Source organism: Microbacterium sp. NPDC079176 (assembly GCF_040686675.1).
In the GTDB taxonomy this organism is placed as follows: domain Bacteria; phylum Actinomycetota; class Actinomycetes; order Actinomycetales; family Microbacteriaceae; genus Microbacterium.
In genome coordinates, this window is record NZ_JBFBLM010000007.1 from 18330 (window position 1) to 36625 (window position 18296).

The 18296-nt window shown below is 68.2% G+C and carries 17 protein-coding genes; 5 read left to right on the top strand and 12 right to left on the bottom strand.

Annotated elements, in window-relative coordinates:
- Positions 1–29 precede the first annotated feature (29 nt).
- Entirely contained in the window at positions 30–1514 is a 1485-nt protein-coding gene (locus AB0P11_RS16730; protein WP_072591932.1) for a CoA-acylating methylmalonate-semialdehyde dehydrogenase, read from the bottom strand.
- A 99-nt stretch (positions 1515–1613) separates the two neighbouring features.
- On the opposite strand from AB0P11_RS16730, the gene AB0P11_RS16735 reads away from it, so the two are divergent.
- Positions 1614–3152 carry a PucR family transcriptional regulator ligand-binding domain-containing protein gene (locus AB0P11_RS16735; protein WP_363523091.1) on the top strand — a complete coding sequence of 513 codons (1539 nt, stop codon included), beginning with the start codon at positions 1614–1616 and terminating at the stop codon, positions 3150–3152.
- 1 nt (position 3153) lies between these two features.
- Here AB0P11_RS16735 and AB0P11_RS16740 read toward each other — a convergent pair whose 3' ends face one another.
- The 6 genes from AB0P11_RS16740 to AB0P11_RS16765 all read right to left on the bottom strand — a co-directional run bounded on the left by AB0P11_RS16740 (position 3154) and on the right by AB0P11_RS16765 (position 9180).
- Positions 3154–4548, bottom strand: coding sequence for an aspartate aminotransferase family protein (locus AB0P11_RS16740; protein ID WP_320490715.1), 1395 nt, complete (start codon positions 4546–4548; stop codon positions 3154–3156).
- Positions 4545–5012, bottom strand: coding sequence for an Lrp/AsnC family transcriptional regulator (locus AB0P11_RS16745; RefSeq protein ID WP_053097793.1), 468 nt, complete (start codon positions 5010–5012; stop codon positions 4545–4547). The genes AB0P11_RS16740 and AB0P11_RS16745 overlap by 4 nt, the downstream gene beginning before the upstream one ends.
- Before the next feature lie 88 nt (positions 5013–5100).
- Positions 5101–6261 (bottom strand): acyl-CoA dehydrogenase family protein, encoded by a 1161-nt coding sequence (locus AB0P11_RS16750; RefSeq protein WP_053097792.1) that lies wholly within the window; start codon positions 6259–6261, stop codon positions 5101–5103.
- Entirely contained in the window at positions 6258–7016 is a 759-nt protein-coding gene (locus AB0P11_RS16755) for an alpha/beta hydrolase (RefSeq protein ID WP_285364336.1), read from the bottom strand. The genes AB0P11_RS16750 and AB0P11_RS16755 overlap by 4 nt, the downstream gene beginning before the upstream one ends.
- A gap of 44 nt (positions 7017–7060) precedes the next feature.
- Positions 7061–7975: a sugar kinase gene (locus tag AB0P11_RS16760; protein WP_363523095.1), complete on the bottom strand. Its 915-nt coding sequence runs from the start codon at positions 7973–7975 to the stop codon at positions 7061–7063.
- A complete protein-coding gene (locus AB0P11_RS16765; protein ID WP_363523097.1) occupies positions 7972–9180 on the bottom strand; it encodes an MFS transporter in 1209 nt (402 codons plus the stop codon). The genes AB0P11_RS16760 and AB0P11_RS16765 overlap by 4 nt, the downstream gene beginning before the upstream one ends.
- A 389-nt stretch (positions 9181–9569) precedes the next feature.
- Here AB0P11_RS16765 and nrdH point away from each other — a divergent pair, with 389 nt between their 5' ends.
- From nrdH to nrdF, 4 genes are read left to right on the top strand one after another with little or no spacing between them, the layout of a single operon-like run.
- The gene (gene nrdH, locus AB0P11_RS16770; protein WP_042537838.1) at positions 9570–9803 is read left to right on the top strand and encodes a glutaredoxin-like protein NrdH; all 234 of its coding nucleotides are present in this window, start codon (positions 9570–9572) and stop codon (positions 9801–9803) included.
- A 6-nt stretch (positions 9804–9809) separates the two neighbouring features.
- On the top strand, positions 9810–10271 hold the full coding sequence (gene nrdI / locus AB0P11_RS16775; protein ID WP_053097788.1) for a class Ib ribonucleoside-diphosphate reductase assembly flavoprotein NrdI: 462 nt from the start codon (positions 9810–9812) through the stop codon (positions 10269–10271).
- A gap of 20 nt (positions 10272–10291) precedes the next feature.
- Positions 10292–12412: a class 1b ribonucleoside-diphosphate reductase subunit alpha gene (gene nrdE, locus AB0P11_RS16780; RefSeq protein WP_053099256.1), complete on the top strand. Its 2121-nt coding sequence runs from the start codon at positions 10292–10294 to the stop codon at positions 12410–12412.
- A 33-nt stretch (positions 12413–12445) separates the two neighbouring features.
- Positions 12446–13426, top strand: coding sequence for a class 1b ribonucleoside-diphosphate reductase subunit beta (gene nrdF, locus AB0P11_RS16785; protein WP_056279164.1), 981 nt, complete (start codon positions 12446–12448; stop codon positions 13424–13426).
- A gap of 73 nt (positions 13427–13499) precedes the next feature.
- Here the strand turns inward: nrdF and AB0P11_RS16790 are convergent, their stop codons facing one another.
- Genes AB0P11_RS16790 through AB0P11_RS16810 form a run of 5 tightly spaced genes read right to left on the bottom strand, consistent with a single transcriptional unit; the run spans position 13500 to position 18222 of the window.
- Positions 13500–14351, bottom strand: coding sequence for a siderophore-interacting protein (locus tag AB0P11_RS16790; RefSeq protein WP_285364344.1), 852 nt, complete (start codon positions 14349–14351; stop codon positions 13500–13502).
- Positions 14348–15184, bottom strand: coding sequence for an ABC transporter ATP-binding protein (locus tag AB0P11_RS16795; protein WP_053097784.1), 837 nt, complete (start codon positions 15182–15184; stop codon positions 14348–14350). The genes AB0P11_RS16790 and AB0P11_RS16795 overlap by 4 nt, the downstream gene beginning before the upstream one ends.
- The gene (locus AB0P11_RS16800) at positions 15177–16241 is read right to left on the bottom strand and encodes an iron chelate uptake ABC transporter family permease subunit (RefSeq protein WP_363523101.1); all 1065 of its coding nucleotides are present in this window, start codon (positions 16239–16241) and stop codon (positions 15177–15179) included. The genes AB0P11_RS16795 and AB0P11_RS16800 overlap by 8 nt, the downstream gene beginning before the upstream one ends.
- Positions 16238–17290: an iron chelate uptake ABC transporter family permease subunit gene (locus AB0P11_RS16805; protein WP_363523103.1), complete on the bottom strand. Its 1053-nt coding sequence runs from the start codon at positions 17288–17290 to the stop codon at positions 16238–16240. Before AB0P11_RS16805 ends, AB0P11_RS16800 begins: the two co-directional genes overlap by 4 nt.
- A complete protein-coding gene (locus AB0P11_RS16810; RefSeq protein ID WP_363523105.1) occupies positions 17287–18222 on the bottom strand; it encodes an iron-siderophore ABC transporter substrate-binding protein in 936 nt (311 codons plus the stop codon). The genes AB0P11_RS16805 and AB0P11_RS16810 overlap by 4 nt, the downstream gene beginning before the upstream one ends.
- Between the last annotated feature and the right edge of the window lie 74 nt (positions 18223–18296).

Genomic DNA, 18296 nt, shown 5'->3' on the forward strand with positions numbered 1-18296 from the left:
GTCTCGGTTCTCAGTGTCTGCTCGGGGGCTCAGTGGTTGCTCGGGAAGCCCAGGTCGATCTGCGAGGGCGTGTGGTCGGGCCAGCGCGTCGTGACCACCTTCGACCGAGTGTAGAAGTGCACCGACTCGGGTCCGTAGATGTGCGAGTCGCCGAAGAGCGAGTCCTTCCAGCCGCCGAACGAGTAGGCGCCGATCGGCACGGGGATCGGCACGTTGACGCCGACCATGCCGACCTCGATGTCGAACTCGTACTGGCGGGCGGTGCCGCCGTCGCGGGTGAAGATCGCGGTGCCGTTGCCGTACGCGTTCGCGTTGACGAGCTCGACGGCCTCGGCATAGGTCTCGACGCGCACGACCGAGAGCACCGGGCCGAAGATCTCGTCGTCGTACACCTTCATGCCGGGAGCGACCCGATCGATGAGGCTGACCCCGATGAAGAAGCCGTCGGAGTCGAACTCCTTCGTCGTGCCGTCGACCACGACGGTCGCACCCTCCGCGGTGGCGCCGGTCACGTAGGAGGCGACGCGGTCGCGGTGCTCGCGGGTGATGAGCGGGCCCATCTCGCTCGCGGCGTCCGTGCCCGCGCCGATCGTGAGTCCGTCGATGCGCGAGGCGATCGCTGTGACGAGGTCGTCGGCGATGTCTCCCACCGCGACCAGCACCGAGACGGCCATGCAGCGCTCGCCGGCCGAGCCGTATGCGGCCGAGACCGCCGCGTCGGCCGCGGCGTCGATGTCGGCATCCGGCATCACGACCATGTGGTTCTTCGCGCCGCCCAGAGCCTGCACGCGCTTGCCCGCGTTCGCCGCCCGCTGGTAGATGGAGCGGGCGATCGGGGTCGATCCGACGAAGCTGATCGCGTTCACCCGCGGCGACTCGAGCAGCGCGTCGACGGCCTCCTTGTCGCCGTTCACGACATTGAGCACGCCGTCGGGCAGTCCTGCCTCCTGGAAGAGCTTCGCGATCCAGATGGCCGCCGACGGGTCCTTCTCGCTCGGCTTGAGCACGACCGTGTTGCCGCAGGCGATCGCCGAGGCGACCATCCACAGCGGCACCATGACGGGGAAGTTGAACGGCGTGATCGCCGCGACGACCCCGACGGGCTGCTTGACCGAGTGCACGTCGACGCCGCGCGAGACCTGCTCGCTGCGCTCTCCCTTGAGCAGGTGCACGAGGCCGGCGGCGAACTCGACGTTCTCGATGCCGCGCGAGACCTCGCCGGCGGCGTCCGAGAGCACCTTGCCGTGCTCCGAGGTGACGATCGCCGCGAGCTCGGGTGTGCGCTCCTTGAGCAGCTGACGCAGGCGGAAGAAGACGTCGGCGCGCTTGATGAGGCTCGTCTCGCGCCAGGCGGGCAGAGCGGATGCCGCGGCGGCGATGGCCTGGTCGACCTCGGCGGTCGACGCGAAGGCGACCTGCTTCGACACCTGACCGGTGGCCGGGTCGAAGACCTGTCCCGTGCGCGCCGCGTCGGCGGTCTCTGCTCCATTGATGAGGTGACGGACGATGTCCACGGGGCTCCTTCGTGCTGCGTGATCCGTATCGAACACTCTGACCGAGCAGCGATACGCTGGGTTCTCTCCCATGATCACAGAGCACGAGAGGGCGAACAGGTGTCAGAACGTAGCGACTTCAAGCTGGGTCGGACAGAACGTCCGGACGGCAGCACGTTTCTCAGCGTCTCCGACGTGCTCTCCGAGCCCGCCGTGCAGCAGGGCGGCCCGTCGGTGCTCGTGGGGGGCGCCGCTCTCGATGTCGCCGTGCGGTGGGTGCATGTCTCCGACAGCCCGGACGTCGCGCGGCTTCTCGACGGCGGCGAGTTGCTGCTGACCACGGGAGCCGGGTGGCCGAGCGACGTCGAGCAGCTGCGGGACTTCGCGACCAGCCTGCACCGCGCGGGCATCGCCGGCATCGTGTTCGAGCTCGGCACAGCCCGGGAGGCGGTTCCCCAGCCGCTGGTCGACCTGTGTGCGACGGCCGGACTGGCGCTCATCGCGTTGACCCGAGAAGTCAAGTTCGTCGCGGTGACCGAGGCGGTGCATCACGCACTCATCGCCGCGCAGACGCACGCGCTGCACGAGCGGCAGCACCTGCACGAGCTCTTCACCGCGCTGAGCCTGCAGGGCGCGCCGGCCGATGTCGTGGTGTCCGAGACCGCGCGGGCGCTGCGCGCACCGGTGATCCTGGAGAACCTCGCGGGTGAGGTGATCGCGGCCGAGGGGCTCGACTCTCCGATCGCCGACGTCCTGAGCTCGCGTGGCGACGCCGAGCGGGTGCCGGTGCAGGCGCGGGGGGTGCGCTGGGGCACGCTGCTCGCCCAGCCGGGACCGGCTCACCCCGCCGGGCGGGTCACGGTGCTCGAACAGGGGGCGACGGCCCTCGCGTTCGGCTGCATCGCCGACGGCGGCGACACCGAATGGTCGCTGCTCGCGCAGCGCACGGTGATCGATGACCTGCTGGGGGCGCGCTTCGCGAAGGCCGACGACATCGACGCGCGGCTGCGTGCCGGCGGTTTCGCCCTCGCCGACCGGCAGTGCCACGGGATCGTCGCCCGAGGGTCGGCGTCGATCAGCGAGCTCGCGTATCGCGCACGGCAGGCGGGGTTCGCCGTCATGGCGGCCAGGGTCGAGGGCGACGACGTCGCTCTGCTGTCACTTCCGGCATCCGCAGTGCTGTCCGACGAGGTCGTGCTGCGCATCGCCGGTCCCGACCGCGCGGTGTTCGTCGGCCCGGTCGCCGATGACGTCGTCGGACTGCTCGGCTCGCTGCGCGCCGCGCGCGACCTCGCCGACAGCGACCGCGCCGAGGCGGGGGCAAGAGTGCGGCGGGTCGACGATCGCCCGCTCGAGAGGCTCGTCGCCACGCTGCGCGACGATCACCGACTGCACGAGCACAGCGAGCGGATGCTGGCGCCGCTGATCCGTCACGACCGAGAGCGTCGCGGCGACCTGCTCGCCGTGCTCGCGGCTCTCGTCGCACACCCGGGCAACCGCTCGGCGGCGGCCGCCGCGAGTCACCTGTCGCGGTCGGTGTTCTATCAGCGCCTCACGCTGATCGGCGATCTGCTCGGTGCCGACCTCGACGACGGCGAGACGATCGCGGCGCTCCACCTCGCGCTCCTCGCGAGGCGGCGCACCGCGGTGACCGACTGAGTCAGAGCACCGACTGGGCGTCGGTGAGCACGCTCCGCAGGATCTGCTCGATCTGACGGAACTCCGCGGGTCCCACCGTCAGCGGCGGTGCGAGCTGGATCACGGGGTCGCCGCGGTCGTCGGCACGGCAGTAGAGCCCGGCCTCGAACAGGGCGGGGGAGAGGAAGCCGCGCAGCAGCCGCTCGGACTCGTCGTCGTCGAAGGTCTCCCGCGTCGCTTTGTCCTTCACGAGCTCGATGCCGAAGAAGTAGCCGTCTCCGCGCACATCGCCCACGATCGGGATGTCGAGGAGCTTCTCGAGCTCGGCGCGGAACAGGGGCGAGTTCTCGCGCACGTGCTCGTTGAGCCCCTCCTCGTCGAAGATCGCGAGGTTCTCGAGGGCCACGGCCGCCGAGACCGGATGCCCGCCGAACGTGTAGCCGTGCGGGAACGACACGTCGCCCTTCGAGAACGGCTCGTAGATCCGGTCGCTGATGACGGTCGCGCCGATGGGCGAGTAGCCGCTCGTCATGCCCTTGGCGCACGTGATCATGTCGGGCACGTAGCCGAGGCCCGTGCACGCGAAGGTGTGGCCCAGGCGACCGAACGCGCAGATGACCTCGTCCGACACGAGCAGCACGTCGTGGCGGTCGCAGATCTCGCGCACTCTGGCGAAGTATCCGGGAGGAGGCGGGAAGCATCCGCCCGAGTTCTGCACCGGCTCGAGGAAGACCGCGGCGACCGTGTCGGCGCCCTCGAACAGGATCATCTCCTCGATGCGGTCGGCGGCCCAGCGACCGAAGGCCTCGAGGTCGTCGCTCGGGCCGCCCATCTCGGCCGCGCGGTAGAAGTTGGTGTTCGGCACGCGGAACCCACCCGGGGTGACGGGCTCGAACATGGACTTCATCGCCGGGATGCCGGTGATGGCCAGTGCGCCCTGAGGGGTGCCGTGATAGGCGACCGATCGCGAGATGACCTTGTGCTTGGTGGGCTTGCCCATCAGCTTCCAGTAGTGCTTCGCGAGCTTGAACGCGGTCTCGACCGCCTCGCCGCCGCCCGTCGAGAAGAACACCCGGTTCAGGTCGCCGGGCGCCTCGGCCGCGAGTCGGTCGGCGAGCTCGATGGCCGCCGGGTGCGCATACGACCACAGCGGGAAGAACGACAGCTCGGAAGCCTGCTTCGCCGCGGCCTCGGCGAGGCGACGGCGGCCGTGGCCGGCGTTGACGACGAAGAGTCCGGCGAGGCCGTCGAAGTACTCCTTGCCCTTCGAGTCCCAGATGCGGTGACCGTCGCCCTTGACGATGATCGGGACGCCGCTCTTCTCCATCGTGGACTGCCGTGTGAAGTGCATCCACAGGTGGTCCTTGGCCATGGTCTGGAGTTCGGACTCGGACGGTGTCGGGCGTTGCGTGCTCATCTGGTCCCCCAGTTGTAGAGCTGCTTCTGCAGCTTGGCGTAGATGAAGGTCTCGGTCGACAGGACCCCGTCGATCGGGCGGATGTGATCGTTGATGAGGGCGAGGAGGTCCTCGTCGTCCTCGCAGACGACCTCGGCGAGGATGTCGAACGAGCCGACGGTGATGACGACGTAGTCGATGGCGGCGATCTCGGCGATGGCCTCGGCCACGACCCTCGTGTCGCCCGAGACGCGGACGCCGATCATGGCCTGCCGGGGGAAGCCGAGCTGCATCGGATCGGTCACTGCGACGATCTGCATCACGCCGGACTCGGTGAGCCGCTGCACGCGTTGGCGGACGGCGGCTTCGCTGAGTCCCACCTCTCGCCCGATGTCGGAGTACGAGCGTCGCCCGTCCTCCTGCAGCAGTTCGATGATCGTCTTCGCGACATCGTCCAGTGGGGGGTGCTTCTTCGAGGACGCCATGATGCGATCCTCGCACCGCAGCGGCCGGTCTTCAACTAATTCCGCAGAATCGGCAGAGCCTCAGGGGTGAAACCGCAGAATATCGCGCTTACGCCTCGAGGGGTCCGAGCCAGGCGCTCGCCGCAGTGGAATGCGCCGATTCGGGATCGGAGGGATGGAATGCGCCCGCGAGGACGTCCCGGTAGAGACGCGACAGCTCGTTCGACGAGAAGTACGAGCCGCCGCCGGCGACGAGCATCGCCTGATCGACGACGTGCTTCGACATCGTGATCGCCCGGTGCTTGACGCCCGACAGCAGCGTGAACCACCGAGCGCCGTTGTCGACCCTCTCATCGACATCGCGGGCGAGCACCGCGATCTGCGGCGGGAGCGCGTCGTACGCGAGGCCCATGTCGGCGATGCGCCAGCGGATGTCGGGATCCTGGCTGTACGTCGCACCCGTCTTCTTCGAACGGCGCATCTGCGCGGTGAGCACCGCGAGGTCGAGGGCACGGCGTGCGATGCCCGTGTAGACGGAGGCGAGCAGGATCTCGAAGACGGAGAAGATCCCGAAGACGATGGGGTCGGGGTTCGGGCCCGGATCGATGCGACGCACCACGTGCGCGGCATCCGCCACGGCTCCGTCGAGACGCGTCGTGCGGCTCTGAGTGCCCCGCATGCCGAGGGTGTCCCAGTCGTCGCCCGTGACGACCGCGTCGGTGCGGTCGACGAAGGCGAAGACCAGCTTCGGAGCGTCGGCGCTCGTCGTGTCGAGGCCGTGCAGCCCGAGCCTCGTCCATACGGGCGCGAGCGAGGTGAAGATCTTCGTGCCGGTGAACGCGTAGCCTCCGTCGGCGGTGGGCGCGGCCTCGGTGTCGCTCCCGAACAGCACCAGGTCGTTGCCGCCCTCGCTGATTCCGAAGGCGAAGACCTCGCCCGCGACCGCGCCGTCCTGCACGAACTCGAGACCCGGCACGCCGCGGTCGGAGAAGACCTTCGCGACGCCGGTCCACACCAGGTGCATGTTGATCGCGAGCGCCGTGGCGGGAGCGGCGGTCGCGAGACGCTGCTGCAGGATCGCCGCCTCGGCGAGGCCGAGCCCCGCGCCCCCGCGTTCGGCGGGCACGAGGATCGACAGATATCCCGCATCGCGGAGCTCATCGAGGTCCTGCTCGGGGAACGTGTTCTCGCGGTCGTGGATCGGGGCCCGCTCGCGGATGCGCTCGAGAAGGTCGTCGGGAAGGTACGCGGTCGGATCGAAGGTGCTCACGCGAGTGCCTCTCTCAGCTGTCGGACGGTCTCTTCGGGCTTGTCGCGGTGCAGCGAGTGCCCGGCGCCCTCGACGACCGACATCGTGACGAGGGGGTTGGAGGCGAGGACGCCGGCCGCGACCTCGCCGGTGAAGATGCTGTAGACCGCGGGATCCGAGGCGATCACATGGGTGGGAACGGTCAGCCGGGCGGCATCCGCAGTGACGTCCCACGGAGTGTTCTGCGCACTCGTCTGCTCGACCGCCCAGGCGCTCGCGCGGTGCACCGCGTCGACCTTCAGCTCCCAGTCCTGCGGGTGCCAGTGCGGATGCTCCTGCCGCACCAGCTCCACCCTGTTGTCGGCGAAGGCGCGCTCCTGGCTCCTGCGGACGATCGCGGCATCCCGGCCGCCGACGAGGATCGCCGGATCGAGCAGCACGAGTCGGCGCGTCCACTCGGGAGCGGATGCCGCCGCCGCCGTGCTGGAGGCCCCGCCGAGCGAGTGGCCGACGACGGCATCCCAGGGTCCCCCTCCGTCGGGCGTCGTGGTGGCGAGGTCTGCCGCGTAGGCGGCGACCGAGTAGTCGAGGGCGCGCGGGGCGTCGCCGTGGCCACGCAGATCGACGGCGGTCGCATGCCATCCGGCGTCGGCGAGGTCGGAGCCGACGCGCCACATGAGAGCCGCGGACGAGCCGAGCCCGTGCACGAGGAGAACGCGACGATCGGATGCCGGGTCGCCCCAGGAGATGCGGGGCAGCGTGAGCGGTGCGGGCATGCAGCAAGCCTACGACCGGCTCGCGGCGGTGAGGCCTGCGGAGCTCAGTCGAGGGGCGGCAGGTCGCCGTGCGTCGTCAGCACGCGGGCCGCGGCGGTGTGGCCCGCGGACAGCCGTGCCGACAGATCTGCGCCGTCGAGGGTCGCGGCGAGGAACCCGGCCGCGAACGCGTCTCCGGCGCCGACCGGCTCGACGACCTCGACACGGGGAGCGGGCACGAACACCGACTCGTCGTCGCCGAGGAACGCGGTCGCCCCGACGTCGCCGTCCTTGACGATGAGCAGCCCGCAGTGCGGCAGACGGGTGCGGATCTCGGCGGCGGTCGCGGTGCCCCAGATGCGCTCGGCCTCGTCGCGTCCGACGAAGGCGATGTCGGCGGCGTCCGCGAGGCGGGCGAGGGTGTCGGCGGCATCCTGCATCGTCCACAGTGCGCGGCGATCATTGACGTCGAAGGACACGAGGGCGCCGGCGGCGCGAGCGTCGACGAACAGCTGATCGACCATCGCGCGGCAGGACGGCGAGAGCGCCGGGGTGATGCCCGTGGTGTGCACGATGCGGACGCCGGCGAGCTGAGCGACGTCGAGGAACCCCGGTGCCATCAGCGAGGCGGCCGAACCGCGCCGGTAGTAGTAGACCGACGACGACTCCACGCCGGGGTCCTTGAACATGACGCCGGTGGGAGCATCCGCATCCGTCGTCACCCAGAGGTCGACGCCGCGCCGCTCGAGCTCGGTCGAGATGCGCACGCCGATCGGGTCGTCACCGAGGCGTGAGGCCCACGCGGCGCGGTGCCCTGCCGACACGAGCCCGACCGCGACGTTGCCCTCGGCTCCCGCCAGACCGAGCGCAGCCGTCTCGGTCTCGGCGAGCGGGACGCCGAGAGCGGTGACGAGTCCCATGGACTCGCCGATGCAGACGACCTCGGGGGCGGCGGATGCGGGGGAGGGGGCAGAGCTCATGAAGGGGTGACCGCCAGGGGTTCGGTGTCGGGGTGGGGACTCGCGTCGCGATGGCGCAGGTCGGTGAAGGAGCGGACGAAGACGATCGAGACGACGAGGCCGGCTGCGGCGAACAGCGTCGCGGCGAGGTAGGCGCCGCGCGGATCCGTCGCGTCGACCAGGAAGCCGGCGACCGCCGAGCCCGCCGCGGCACCGATGAGCTGTCCCGTGCCCGCCCAGCCGAACGCCTCGGCGGTCTCGCTGAACTTCACGCTCGCGGTCGTGATGGCGAACAGCACGGCGAGGGCCGGCGCGATGCCGATGCCGGCGAGGACCAGCGTGCCGCCGAGCCAGAACACGTTGAGGGAGAACATGGTGAGCGCCAGGCCGACGGTGACGATCGCGAGACGGCGGGCCATCGCCCAGGGGCCGATGGGGATGTGTCCGAACGCGAGTCCGCCGGCGAGGCTGCCGACCGAGAAGACGGCGAGCACGAGGCCGGCGGCGAGGCTGCCGTGCTCGAACGTGGCGACGACGCCGACCTCGACGGCGGAGCAGGCGCCGATGAGGAGGAACCCGATGACGGTGGCGAGCAGCACGGGTGGCTTGAGGACGACCTTGCCGAGGGCGTTGCGGCTGCGGGGGATGCGCACGCGACCGACCTCGGGCGAGAGGATGAACCACGCCCCGCCGCCCACCAGCACGACGGCGACGAGCAGGAGACCCTCGGCGGTGCCGACCTGGGTCGAGACGAGGGTGATCACGACGGGCGCGATGACCCAGATGATCTCCTGCAGCGAGGCATCGAGGGAGAACAGCGGAGTGAGCTGCTTCGAGTTCACGAGCTTCGGATAGATGGTGCGCACGGCGGCCTGCACCGGCGGGGTCGAGAGACCGGCGATCATGCCCAGGATCATGTAGCCGGGGATGCTGAGGGGGAGGAGCGCGAGCCCCAGCACGGCGACCACGCAGACGCTGAGCGTCAGGGTGAGCACGCGGCGCATGCCCCAGGCACCCATCCACCGACTCGTGATCGGGCCGGCGACGGCCTGCCCGACGCTCGTCGCGGCGAGCACGAGGCCCGCCGAGCCGTACGACCCGGTCTGCTGCTCGACGTGCAGCAGGATCGCGAGCGAGGTCATCCCGTTGGGGAAGCGAGCGGTCAGCTGTGCAGCGATCATGCGCGCCACTCCGGGCGTGCGAAGAAGGTCCCGATATCCCGCCACGGGTCAACGCTACCGGGAGGCGCGGACGCGGGTCCAAGCGGCTCCTCCGCGACACGCCGCGACACGCCCAAACCGAGTTTCCACAGAAAATCCGATGTCCGAGGTCGGCCGTATCGTCCCCCCTGTGGATGGATCTCTCACAGGTCGTTCCCAGCCGCGATTTCTCGCGGTTCGGAGGCACTGTCAAGGGGGCTGTGCCTGTGGAAGAAACGGTGGAGAACCTGTGTTGTAACAGTGGAGAGCGGTGGAAAACTACACGTATGTAACTACTACCCCTAGTGGTCACCCTGAATGTCCGTACCTATATGTAGTATTGAGATCCCGGTGAGGGTCTACCGGAAAACAGCCTGATTCAGATGCAGGCCAGAGATGTGAGGGGAAGCGAAAAGATGTCGATCACGGTCTACACGAAGCCGTCCTGCGTTCAGTGCAACGCCACCTACCGCGCGCTCGACGCCAAGGGCATCGAGTACGAGATCCTCGACCTGTCGGAGGACGCCACGGCGCTCGAGCAGGTCAAGGCGCTCGGCTACATGCAGGCACCCGTCGTCGTCACCGACGAGGGTCACTGGTCGGGCTTCCGCCCCGACAAGATCGACGAGCTCGCCTCGCGTCTGGCGTGATCCGCCATGAGCGCCGTCGCGACCGCCGCGCCGCTCCTGGTCTACTTCTCGAGCGCCTCGGGTAACACCGCGCGCTTCGTCGAGAAGCTCGGGCTCCCGGCCCGACGCATTCCCCTTCTCCGACAGCAGGAAGAACTCGTCGTCGACGAACCCTTCGTGCTGGTCACCCCCACCTATGGCGGGGGTGAGGGGCGCGGCGTCGAACGAGGCGCGGTGCCCAAGCAGGTCATCCGGTTCCTCAACGACGAGCGCAACCGGCGTCACATCCGCGGAGTCATCTCGGCGGGCAACACCAACTTCGGCGACTCGTTCTGTCTCGCCGGTGACATCATCAGCCGCAAGTGCAACGTGCCTCACTTGTATCGGCTCGAGATCTTCGGCACACAAGACGATGTAGATCGCGTGAGCGACGGATTGGAGCGACGGTGGGTACCGCAGTTGACGAGCAGGCAGGAGCCGACTCAGTGACGGATACGGTGGCGTTCAAGATGAACCCGACCTACGAGGGCCTGGACTATCACGCCCTCAACGCGATGCTGAACCTGTACGACGCGAACGGCAAGATCCAGTTCGACGCCGACAAGCGGGCGGCGCGCGAATACTTCCTGCAGCACGTCAACCAGAACACGGTGTTCTTCCACTCGCTCAAGGAGCGCCTCGACTACCTCGTCGAGAAGGAGTACTACGAGCCGGCCGTGATCGAGCAGTACTCGCTCGAGTTCATCCAGAAGCTCAATGACCTCGCCTACGGCAAGAAGTTCCGCTTCGAGACGTTCCTCGGCGCCTTCAAGTACTACACGAGCTACACGCTCAAGACGTTCGACGGCAAGCGCTACCTCGAGCGCTTCGAGGACCGCGTCGTGATGACGGCCCTCGGCCTCGCCGGCGGCGACGAGCAGCTCGCCGTCGCACTGGTCGAGGAGATCATCTCCGGCCGCTTCCAGCCCGCGACCCCGACCTTCCTCAACTCGGGCAAGGCCCAGCGCGGCGAACTCGTCAGCTGCTTCCTGCTGCGCATCGAGGACAACATGGAGTCGATCGCCCGCGGCATCAACTCCGCCCTCCAGCTCTCCAAGCGCGGCGGCGGAGTGGCGCTGCTGCTCTCGAACATCCGTGAGGCCGGTGCGCCGATCAAGCAGATCGAGAACCAGTCCTCGGGCATCATCCCCGTGATGAAGCTCCTCGAAGACAGCTTCAGCTACGCCAACCAGCTCGGTGCGCGTCAGGGTGCCGGCGCGGTGTACCTCAACGCACACCACCCCGACATCATGCGCTTCCTCGACACCAAGCGTGAGAACGCCGACGAGAAGATCCGCATCAAGACGCTGTCGCTCGGCGTCGTCGTGCCCGACATCACGTTCGAGCTGGCGAAGAACGGCGAGGACATGTACCTCTTCTCGCCGTACGACGTCGAGAAGGTCTACGGCGTCCCCTTCGGCGACATCTCGGTCACCGAGAAGTACCGCGAGATGGTCGACGACCCGCGCATCAAGAAGACGAAGATCAACGCGCGCGAGTTCTTCCAGACGATCGCCGAGATCCAGTTCGAGTCGGGCTACCCGTACATCATGTTCGAGGACACGGTGAACAAGGCCAACCCGATCAAGGGCCGCATCAACATGTCCAACCTCTGCAGCGAGATCCTGCAGGTGAACACGCCGACCACGTACAACGACGACCTGTCGTACGACCAGATCGGCAAGGACATCTCCTGCAACCTCGGCTCGATGAACATCGCGCTGTCGATGGATGCCGATGACCTGGGCCAGACGGTCGAGACCGCGATCCGTGCGCTGAGCGCGGTGAGCGACCAGAGCCACATCCGCTCGGTCCGCTCGATCGAGGACGGCAACGACCGTTCGCACGCGATCGGCCTCGGCCAGATGAACCTGCACGGCTACCTCGCCCGCGAGCACGTGCACTACGGCTCCGAAGAGGGCATCGACTTCACGAACATCTACTTCTACACGGTGCTGTTCCACGCGCTGCGCGCCTCGAACAACATCGCGATCGAGCGCAAGCAGGCCTTCGACGGCTTCGAGGACTCGACCTACGCGTCGGGGGAGTTCTTCGACAAGTACATCGAGCGCGCCTGGGTTCCCGAGACCGAGAAGGTCAAGGAGCTCTTCGCGGGCAAGCACATCCCGACGCAGGAGGACTGGGTGGCGCTGAAGGCGTCGATCCAGGAGCACGGCATCTACAACCAGAACCTGCAGGCGGTGCCCCCGACCGGCTCGATCTCGTACATTAACAACTCGACGTCGTCGATCCACCCGATCGCGTCGAAGATCGAGATCCGCAAGGAAGGCAAGCTCGGCCGTGTCTACTACCCGGCGCCGTTCATGACGAACGACAACCTGGAGTACTACCAGGACGCGTACGAGATCGGCTACGAGAAGGTCATCGACACGTACGCCGCCGCCACCCAGCACGTCGACCAGGGCCTGTCGCTGACGCTGTTCTTCAAGGACACCGCCACGACGCGTGACATCAACAAGGCTCAGATCTACGCATGGCGCAAGGGCATCAAGACGATCTACTACATCCGTCTGCGTCAGATGGCGCTCGAGGGCACCGACATGGCCGAGTGCGTCTCGTGCATGCTCTGATCCGGCCCTGAACACGAGAAACGACGAAGAATCATGACTCCTCACCCCCCGCTCAAGCTGGTCGACAGCGTTCAGGCGATCAACTGGAACCGCATCCAGGACGACAAGGACCTCGAGGTCTGGAACCGCCTGGTGAACAACTTCTGGCTGCCTGAGAAGGTGCCGCTGTCGAACGACGTCCAGTCGTGGAACACGCTCACGCCCGATGAGCAGCTGCTCACCATGCGCGTGTTCACCGGTCTGACGCTGCTCGACACGATCCAGGGCACCGTCGGCGCCGTCTCGCTGATCCCCGACGCGATCACGCCTCACGAAGAGGCCGTGTACACGAACATCGCGTTCATGGAGTCTGTGCACGCGAAGAGCTACTCCTCGATCTTCTCGACGCTCGCGTCGACGAAGGAGATCGATGAGGCGTTCCGCTGGTCCACCGAGAACCCGAACCTTCAGAAGAAGGCTCAGATCATCATGGACTACTACCAGGGCGACGACCCGCTCAAGCGCAAGGTCGCCTCGACGCTGCTCGAGTCGTTCCTGTTCTACTCGGGCTTCTACCTGCCGATCTACTGGTCGTCGAAGGCGAAGCTCACGAACACGGCCGACCTGATCCGCCTCATCATCCGTGACGAGGCCGTGCACGGGTACTACATCGGCTACAAGTTCCAGAAGGGTCTCGAGAAGGAGACCGAGGAGCGCCGCCAGGAGCTGAAGGACTACACCTTCAACCTGCTGTTCGAGCTCTACGACAACGAGGTGCAGTACACGCAGGACCTCTACGACGGCGTCGGCCTGACCGAGGACGTCAAGAAGTTCCTGCACTACAACGCCAACAAGGCGCTGATGAACCTCGGCTACGAAGCGATGTTCCCCTCGACCGTCACGAACGTGAACCCGGCGATCCTGTCGGCTCTCTCGCCGAACGCCGACGAGAACCACGACTTCTTCTCGGGATCGGGATCGTCGTACGTCATCGGCAAGGCCGAGGCGACGGAAGACGACGACTGGGACTTCTGAGTCACCTGCTGAACGACACGAAGGGGGCGGATGCTGCGGCATCCGCCCCCTTCGTCGTGTTCCGCTGCGCGGATCACCCGACGAGTGGCCCACCTCGACGCCAGTAGCCGAGGAAGGAGACGCGGTCCTTCGGAATGCCGAGGTCGGAGGTCAGATACCGGCGAATACCGGTGGTCATGCCGGACTCACCCGCGATCCACGCGTAGAAGGCGATGTCCTCGCGGGCGGACGCACCGTGGGTGGCGCCCCAGGCGTGCACCGCCCGTTCGATCGCCGTCGAATCCGGGGCGTCGCGCAGCACGCGATGCACGCGCGCGGTGTCGGGGGCAGCCGGCGAGATGAGATCATCGGCGGGGTGACCGCATTCGAGGATGACCTCGGCGCGCGCGTCCGGCCCGAGGGAGTCGAGGATGCCGCGCACAGCCGGGAATGCCGTCTCGTCGGCGATGATCAAGAACCGCCCCGCATCGCCGGGATGCCAGTGCAGTCCGTACCCGGTCCACCCCATCCGCGCGTCGGGACCGTTGACGACGAGGCGGTCACCCGGGGACGCCGCGGCCGCCCATGCAGAGGCGGGCCCGGCGGGCTCGTGGAGGAAGAAGTCGATGTCGATCTCGCGGTCCTCGGCTCTGATCGCGGCGGGGGTGTAGGTGCGCAGCACGTTGCGTTCGTCTTCAGGGAGGGCGCGCCACCGTGTGTACCAGTCGGAGGGATGCGGTGTCGGCTCGTCGAGCAGTCCGAAGTCGGCGATGCCTCCGTCGGCCAGCGGCAGGACGACCTTGATGCGCTGATCCATGCCCCAGTCGGCGAAGTTCCGCAGACTCTCACCGCCCAGGGTCAGCCTGACGAAATGCGGGCTGAGCATCACGCGTGCGCGAACCTCCACCGGGAAAGCGCTGTAGGCCCATGGGCGCTCGGCGGTCACGACCGCACTCCCGCAGGAGCCGAGCCGCGCAGCGGCACCACCAGCGGTCCTCCGGTGACGGGATCATCGATCACGACGTTCGCCAGGCCGAACACCTGCTGCACTCGTTCGCTCGTGATGACCTCGCGGGGTGGGCCTTGAGCGACGATGCGGCCCTCGCGCATCGCGATGATGTGGCTCGCGTAGCGTGCGGCGTGATTGAGGTCGTGCAGAACGGCGACGAGTGTGCGTCCCTGCGTATTGAGATGCGCGAGCAGCTCCATGAGATCCACCTGGTGGGCCACGTCGAGGAAAGTGGTCGGCTCGTCGAGCAGCAGCAGATCCGTCTCCTGCGCGAGCACCATCGCCACCCAGACGCGCTGGCGCTGCCCACCGGACAGAGCATCGACGGGGCGTGACGCGAGATCTGCTGTTCCTGTCGCGTCGAGAGCGTGCCGCACAGCACTCTCATCGGCATCCGACCATTGGCGCATCAGACTCTGATGCGGGTAACGTCCGCGGGCGACCAGGTCGGCCACGGTGATGCCGTCCGGCGCTGTCGCACTCTGAGGAAGCAGCCCCAGCCGGCGGGCCACCTCCTTCGCCGGGTACTCGCTGATCGACCGGCCGTCGAGCACGACGCGCCCGCTCGAGGGAGGCAGCAGGCGTGACAGCCCGCGCAGCAGCGTGGACTTGCCGCACGCGTTCGGCCCGATGATCACCGTGAAGCCTCCTGCGGGCACAGCCACGGAGAGTTCGCGGACGATCTCGGTGCGGTCGTATGTGAGCGTGATGCTCTCGGCTCTGAGGCGCGAGGCGGCGCTGGGGTCGGGCGAGGTCGAGTTCTCAAGCACGGCGGCGGATCTCCAGGATGATCATCAGGACGAGGTAGGCGCCGCCGACCGACACGGTCACGACGCCGACAGGCAGAGCAGTGGGCAGCATGTGCTGGGCGATGAGGTCGGCACCGAGCAGGAGGACTCCTCCGAACAGCGCCGACAGCATCAGCGAGAGGTGCGGGGTGCGGGCCACGAGGCGCGCGATCTGCGGTGCAGCGAGCGCGACGAACGCCACGGGGCCGGCGACGGTCGTCGCGGCGGCGACGAGTGCGACGCCGATGAGCAGCGCCACGACCCGGATCCGCCCCGGCCGAGCCCCTGTGGCTGCGGCCGTGTCGTCGCCCAGCTCGAGCTGGCGCAGTCGTGGCACCAGGAGAAGCGCTGCGACGGCGAACGGCAGGGCGCACAGGAGCGCGCCCGCGAGCGGGCCTGCGGTGACGCCGTTCAGTGATCCAGTGCCCCAGGCAGACGCGAACATCGCGGTCTCGAGCTCGATCTGCAGGAGCAGCCAGGTGTTGAGAGAGGCGAGGATCGCCGAGACTCCGATGCCCACGACGATGAGGCGGAAGCCGTGCACACCGCCTCGTGCCGACAACAGCCAGATCACCACGGCTGTCGCGAACCCGCCGATGAGAGACCCGGCGGTGAGCACGGGCCAGCTCCCCGAGACCAGCACCAGCGCGATCAGCATGCCCGTGAACGCGCCGTTGGACAGGCCGAGGATGTCGGGGCTCGCGAGCGGATTCCTCGTGACGGTCTGGAAGAGCGCGCCGGCGATGCCGAGGAGCGCACCGACGGTGATCGCCGCGATCGCGCGTGGCAGGCGCCAGTCGATCACGACCGTGCGGTGCAGGGCGTCGCCCCCGCCGAGCAGCGTCTGCACGACCTCCTGGGGAGTGAGGGGATAGCTCCCCAGCCCCAGCGCCAGGATGCCCAGAACGATCAGAGTGGCCGCTGCAGCGACGCCGACGAGGATGCTGCGCCGGCGAACCGGCATCCGCAGCGGCCCCAGGTGCAGGATCATCCTGGAGCGGGTGGCGTCCGTGGGCGTCGAGGCGATCGACGCGCTCACAGGGCACTCACCTGGCGTCGCCGCGCCAGCGCGATCAGCACCGGCGCTCCGACGAATGCCGCGACGATTCCGACAGGCACTTCCGCCGGGGCGATGATGACCCGGCCGAGGACGTCGGCGAGAAGCAGGATCACCGGTGCCAGCACGGCGGAGAGCGGCAGGATCACTCGCTGGTCGACGCCGAACGTCCAGCGGATCACGTGCGGCACCATCAGCCCGATGAACGAGATCGGGCCGGCGAGGGCGGTCGCCGCGCCCGCGAGAAGTGTGACGGCGATGATGACCCCGACGCGGATGCCTGCGACATTCGCGCCCTGTGCCCGAGCGACGTCTTCGCCGAGGCCGATGGCGTTCAGGCCGGGACCGAGCAGCACTGCGAGTGCGACTCCGACAGCGACGAACGGGAGGACGGGAATGATGACGTCGAAACCACGTCCGAGCAGCGTTCCGGCGTTCCAGCTGCGCATCGAGTCGAAGGCTTCCGGATCGCTGAGGGAGATGCCCGTCGTGATGCCGGAGAGCACGGCTCCGAGTGCGACCCCGGCGAGCGTGAGGCGGAGCGGGTCAGCGGAGCCGCGTCCCGCCGAGCCGATCAGGTAGACGGCCACCGTGACGATGAGGGCGCCGAAGAAGGCGAACCAGACGAACTGCGAGACGTCGCGCAGGCCGAGCAGGCTCACGCCGAGGGCGACCGCGAGCGCGGCGCCGGCGTTCACGCCGAGGATGCCCGGGTCGGCGAGCGGATTACGGGTGAAGGCCTGGATGAGAGCGCCGGCCACACCCAGCGCCGCACCGGCGACCATCCCCGTGACGGTGCGAGGTATGCGCAACTCGAGCACGATGTAATCCATCTCGGTCGTGCCCGCGCCCCGCAGGGTCGTCCAGACCGCTTCGGGGGAGAGGGGATTCGCGCCGATCGCGAGGGAGAGGACGACGGCGGCCGCGAGCGCAACGAGAAGGACGATCGCACCGACGACCGCACGACGGCCGCGTCGGGGGATCCGCGCGTGCGGAGCCCCCGACGTCTCGACCGGGGTGAGAGTCGTCACCGGCTCTCTTCGAGGTACGCCTCGATGTCATCGAGCACGGCCTGTGCGCCCTTCGGCCCGACTCCTGAGACCCAGTAGCTCGTGTCGACAGGGGTGACCGAGGGGAAGTCTGCGGCGTTCTGCGTGATCGCGGTGGGGATCTCCGAGGCCTCGTCGACGTCGGTCACGGTGACGAACACATGGTCCGCTGCCGCCGAGACGATGTTCTCGGGCGAGATGTCTGCCTGCAGCCCATCGGCCCACTCCTGCGCGGGGATCGTGAACCCGGCGCACTCGAGGAGGCTGCCCGAGAACGACACCGGTCCGTAGAGGCTCAGGGTCGTCTCGTCGCGGGGGCGGATCAGCTGCACGCTCTCGCCGTCGATCGCATACTCGCCGGCCAGCGACTCGCACCGGTCGTCGACGGCCGAGAGCAGATCGGCGACCTCGGCCTCGCGGCCCAGCGCTTCGCCGATGAGCATGGCGTTGTCTCGCCACGGGTCGGCCTGGGTCTCGATGAACACGGTCGGGGCGATCGCCGAGAGCTGCTCGTAGAGCTCGGAGTGCCGGGCCTCGGTTCCGAGGATCAGATCGGGCTCGAGCGCGGCGATGGCCTCGAGGTCGGGTTCGGGAACAGTGCCCACGGGCTCGACGTCGTCGGCGCCGAGGTATGCCGGTGCTCCTGCGACGTTGCTCGCGACCGCAGCGCCGACCGGCTCGATGCCGACCGCGACGGCGGTGTCGAGCTCGAGCGGTTCGAGGGTCACCACGCGCTGCGGCTCGTCGGGGACCGCGGTGGTGCCGCGGGCATGCTCGACGTCGTGGGTGCCGGCGGATTCCCCCGCCGCATCGGTGACGGCGGTCGGCTCAGCGGCGCAGCCGGCGAGCAGAAGCAGTGCGCATCCTGAGGCGGCCAAGGCCGTGACGGCGCGAAGACGGAGGCTGGAGGGCATGGTGAATGACCTTTCGGGACCGGGGAGGGGAACGACACCGACCAGATCGATGTTGGTTAGGCAACCCTAACAGC

What these genes read in the sequence shown, in the direction of transcription:
- AB0P11_RS16760 (WP_363523095.1), bottom strand. Translation starts at nt 7,975, where the DNA reads ATGAGCTCTGCCCCCTCCCCCGCATCCGCCGCCCCCGAGGTCGTCTGC.
- nrdH (WP_042537838.1), top strand. Translation starts at nt 9,570, where the DNA reads ATGTCGATCACGGTCTACACGAAGCCGTCCTGCGTTCAGTGCAACGCC.
- nrdI (WP_053097788.1), top strand. Translation starts at nt 9,810, where the DNA reads ATGAGCGCCGTCGCGACCGCCGCGCCGCTCCTGGTCTACTTCTCGAGC.
- nrdF (WP_056279164.1), top strand. Translation starts at nt 12,446, where the DNA reads ATGACTCCTCACCCCCCGCTCAAGCTGGTCGACAGCGTTCAGGCGATC.
- AB0P11_RS16755 (WP_285364336.1), bottom strand. Translation starts at nt 7,016, where the DNA reads ATGCCCGCACCGCTCACGCTGCCCCGCATCTCCTGGGGCGACCCGGCA.
- AB0P11_RS16810 (WP_363523105.1), bottom strand. Translation starts at nt 18,222, where the DNA reads ATGCCCTCCAGCCTCCGTCTTCGCGCCGTCACGGCCTTGGCCGCCTCA.
- AB0P11_RS16740 (WP_320490715.1), bottom strand. Translation starts at nt 4,548, where the DNA reads ATGAGCACGCAACGCCCGACACCGTCCGAGTCCGAACTCCAGACCATG.
- nrdE (WP_053099256.1), top strand. Translation starts at nt 10,292, where the DNA reads ATGAACCCGACCTACGAGGGCCTGGACTATCACGCCCTCAACGCGATG.
- AB0P11_RS16745 (WP_053097793.1), bottom strand. Translation starts at nt 5,012, where the DNA reads ATGGCGTCCTCGAAGAAGCACCCCCCACTGGACGATGTCGCGAAGACG.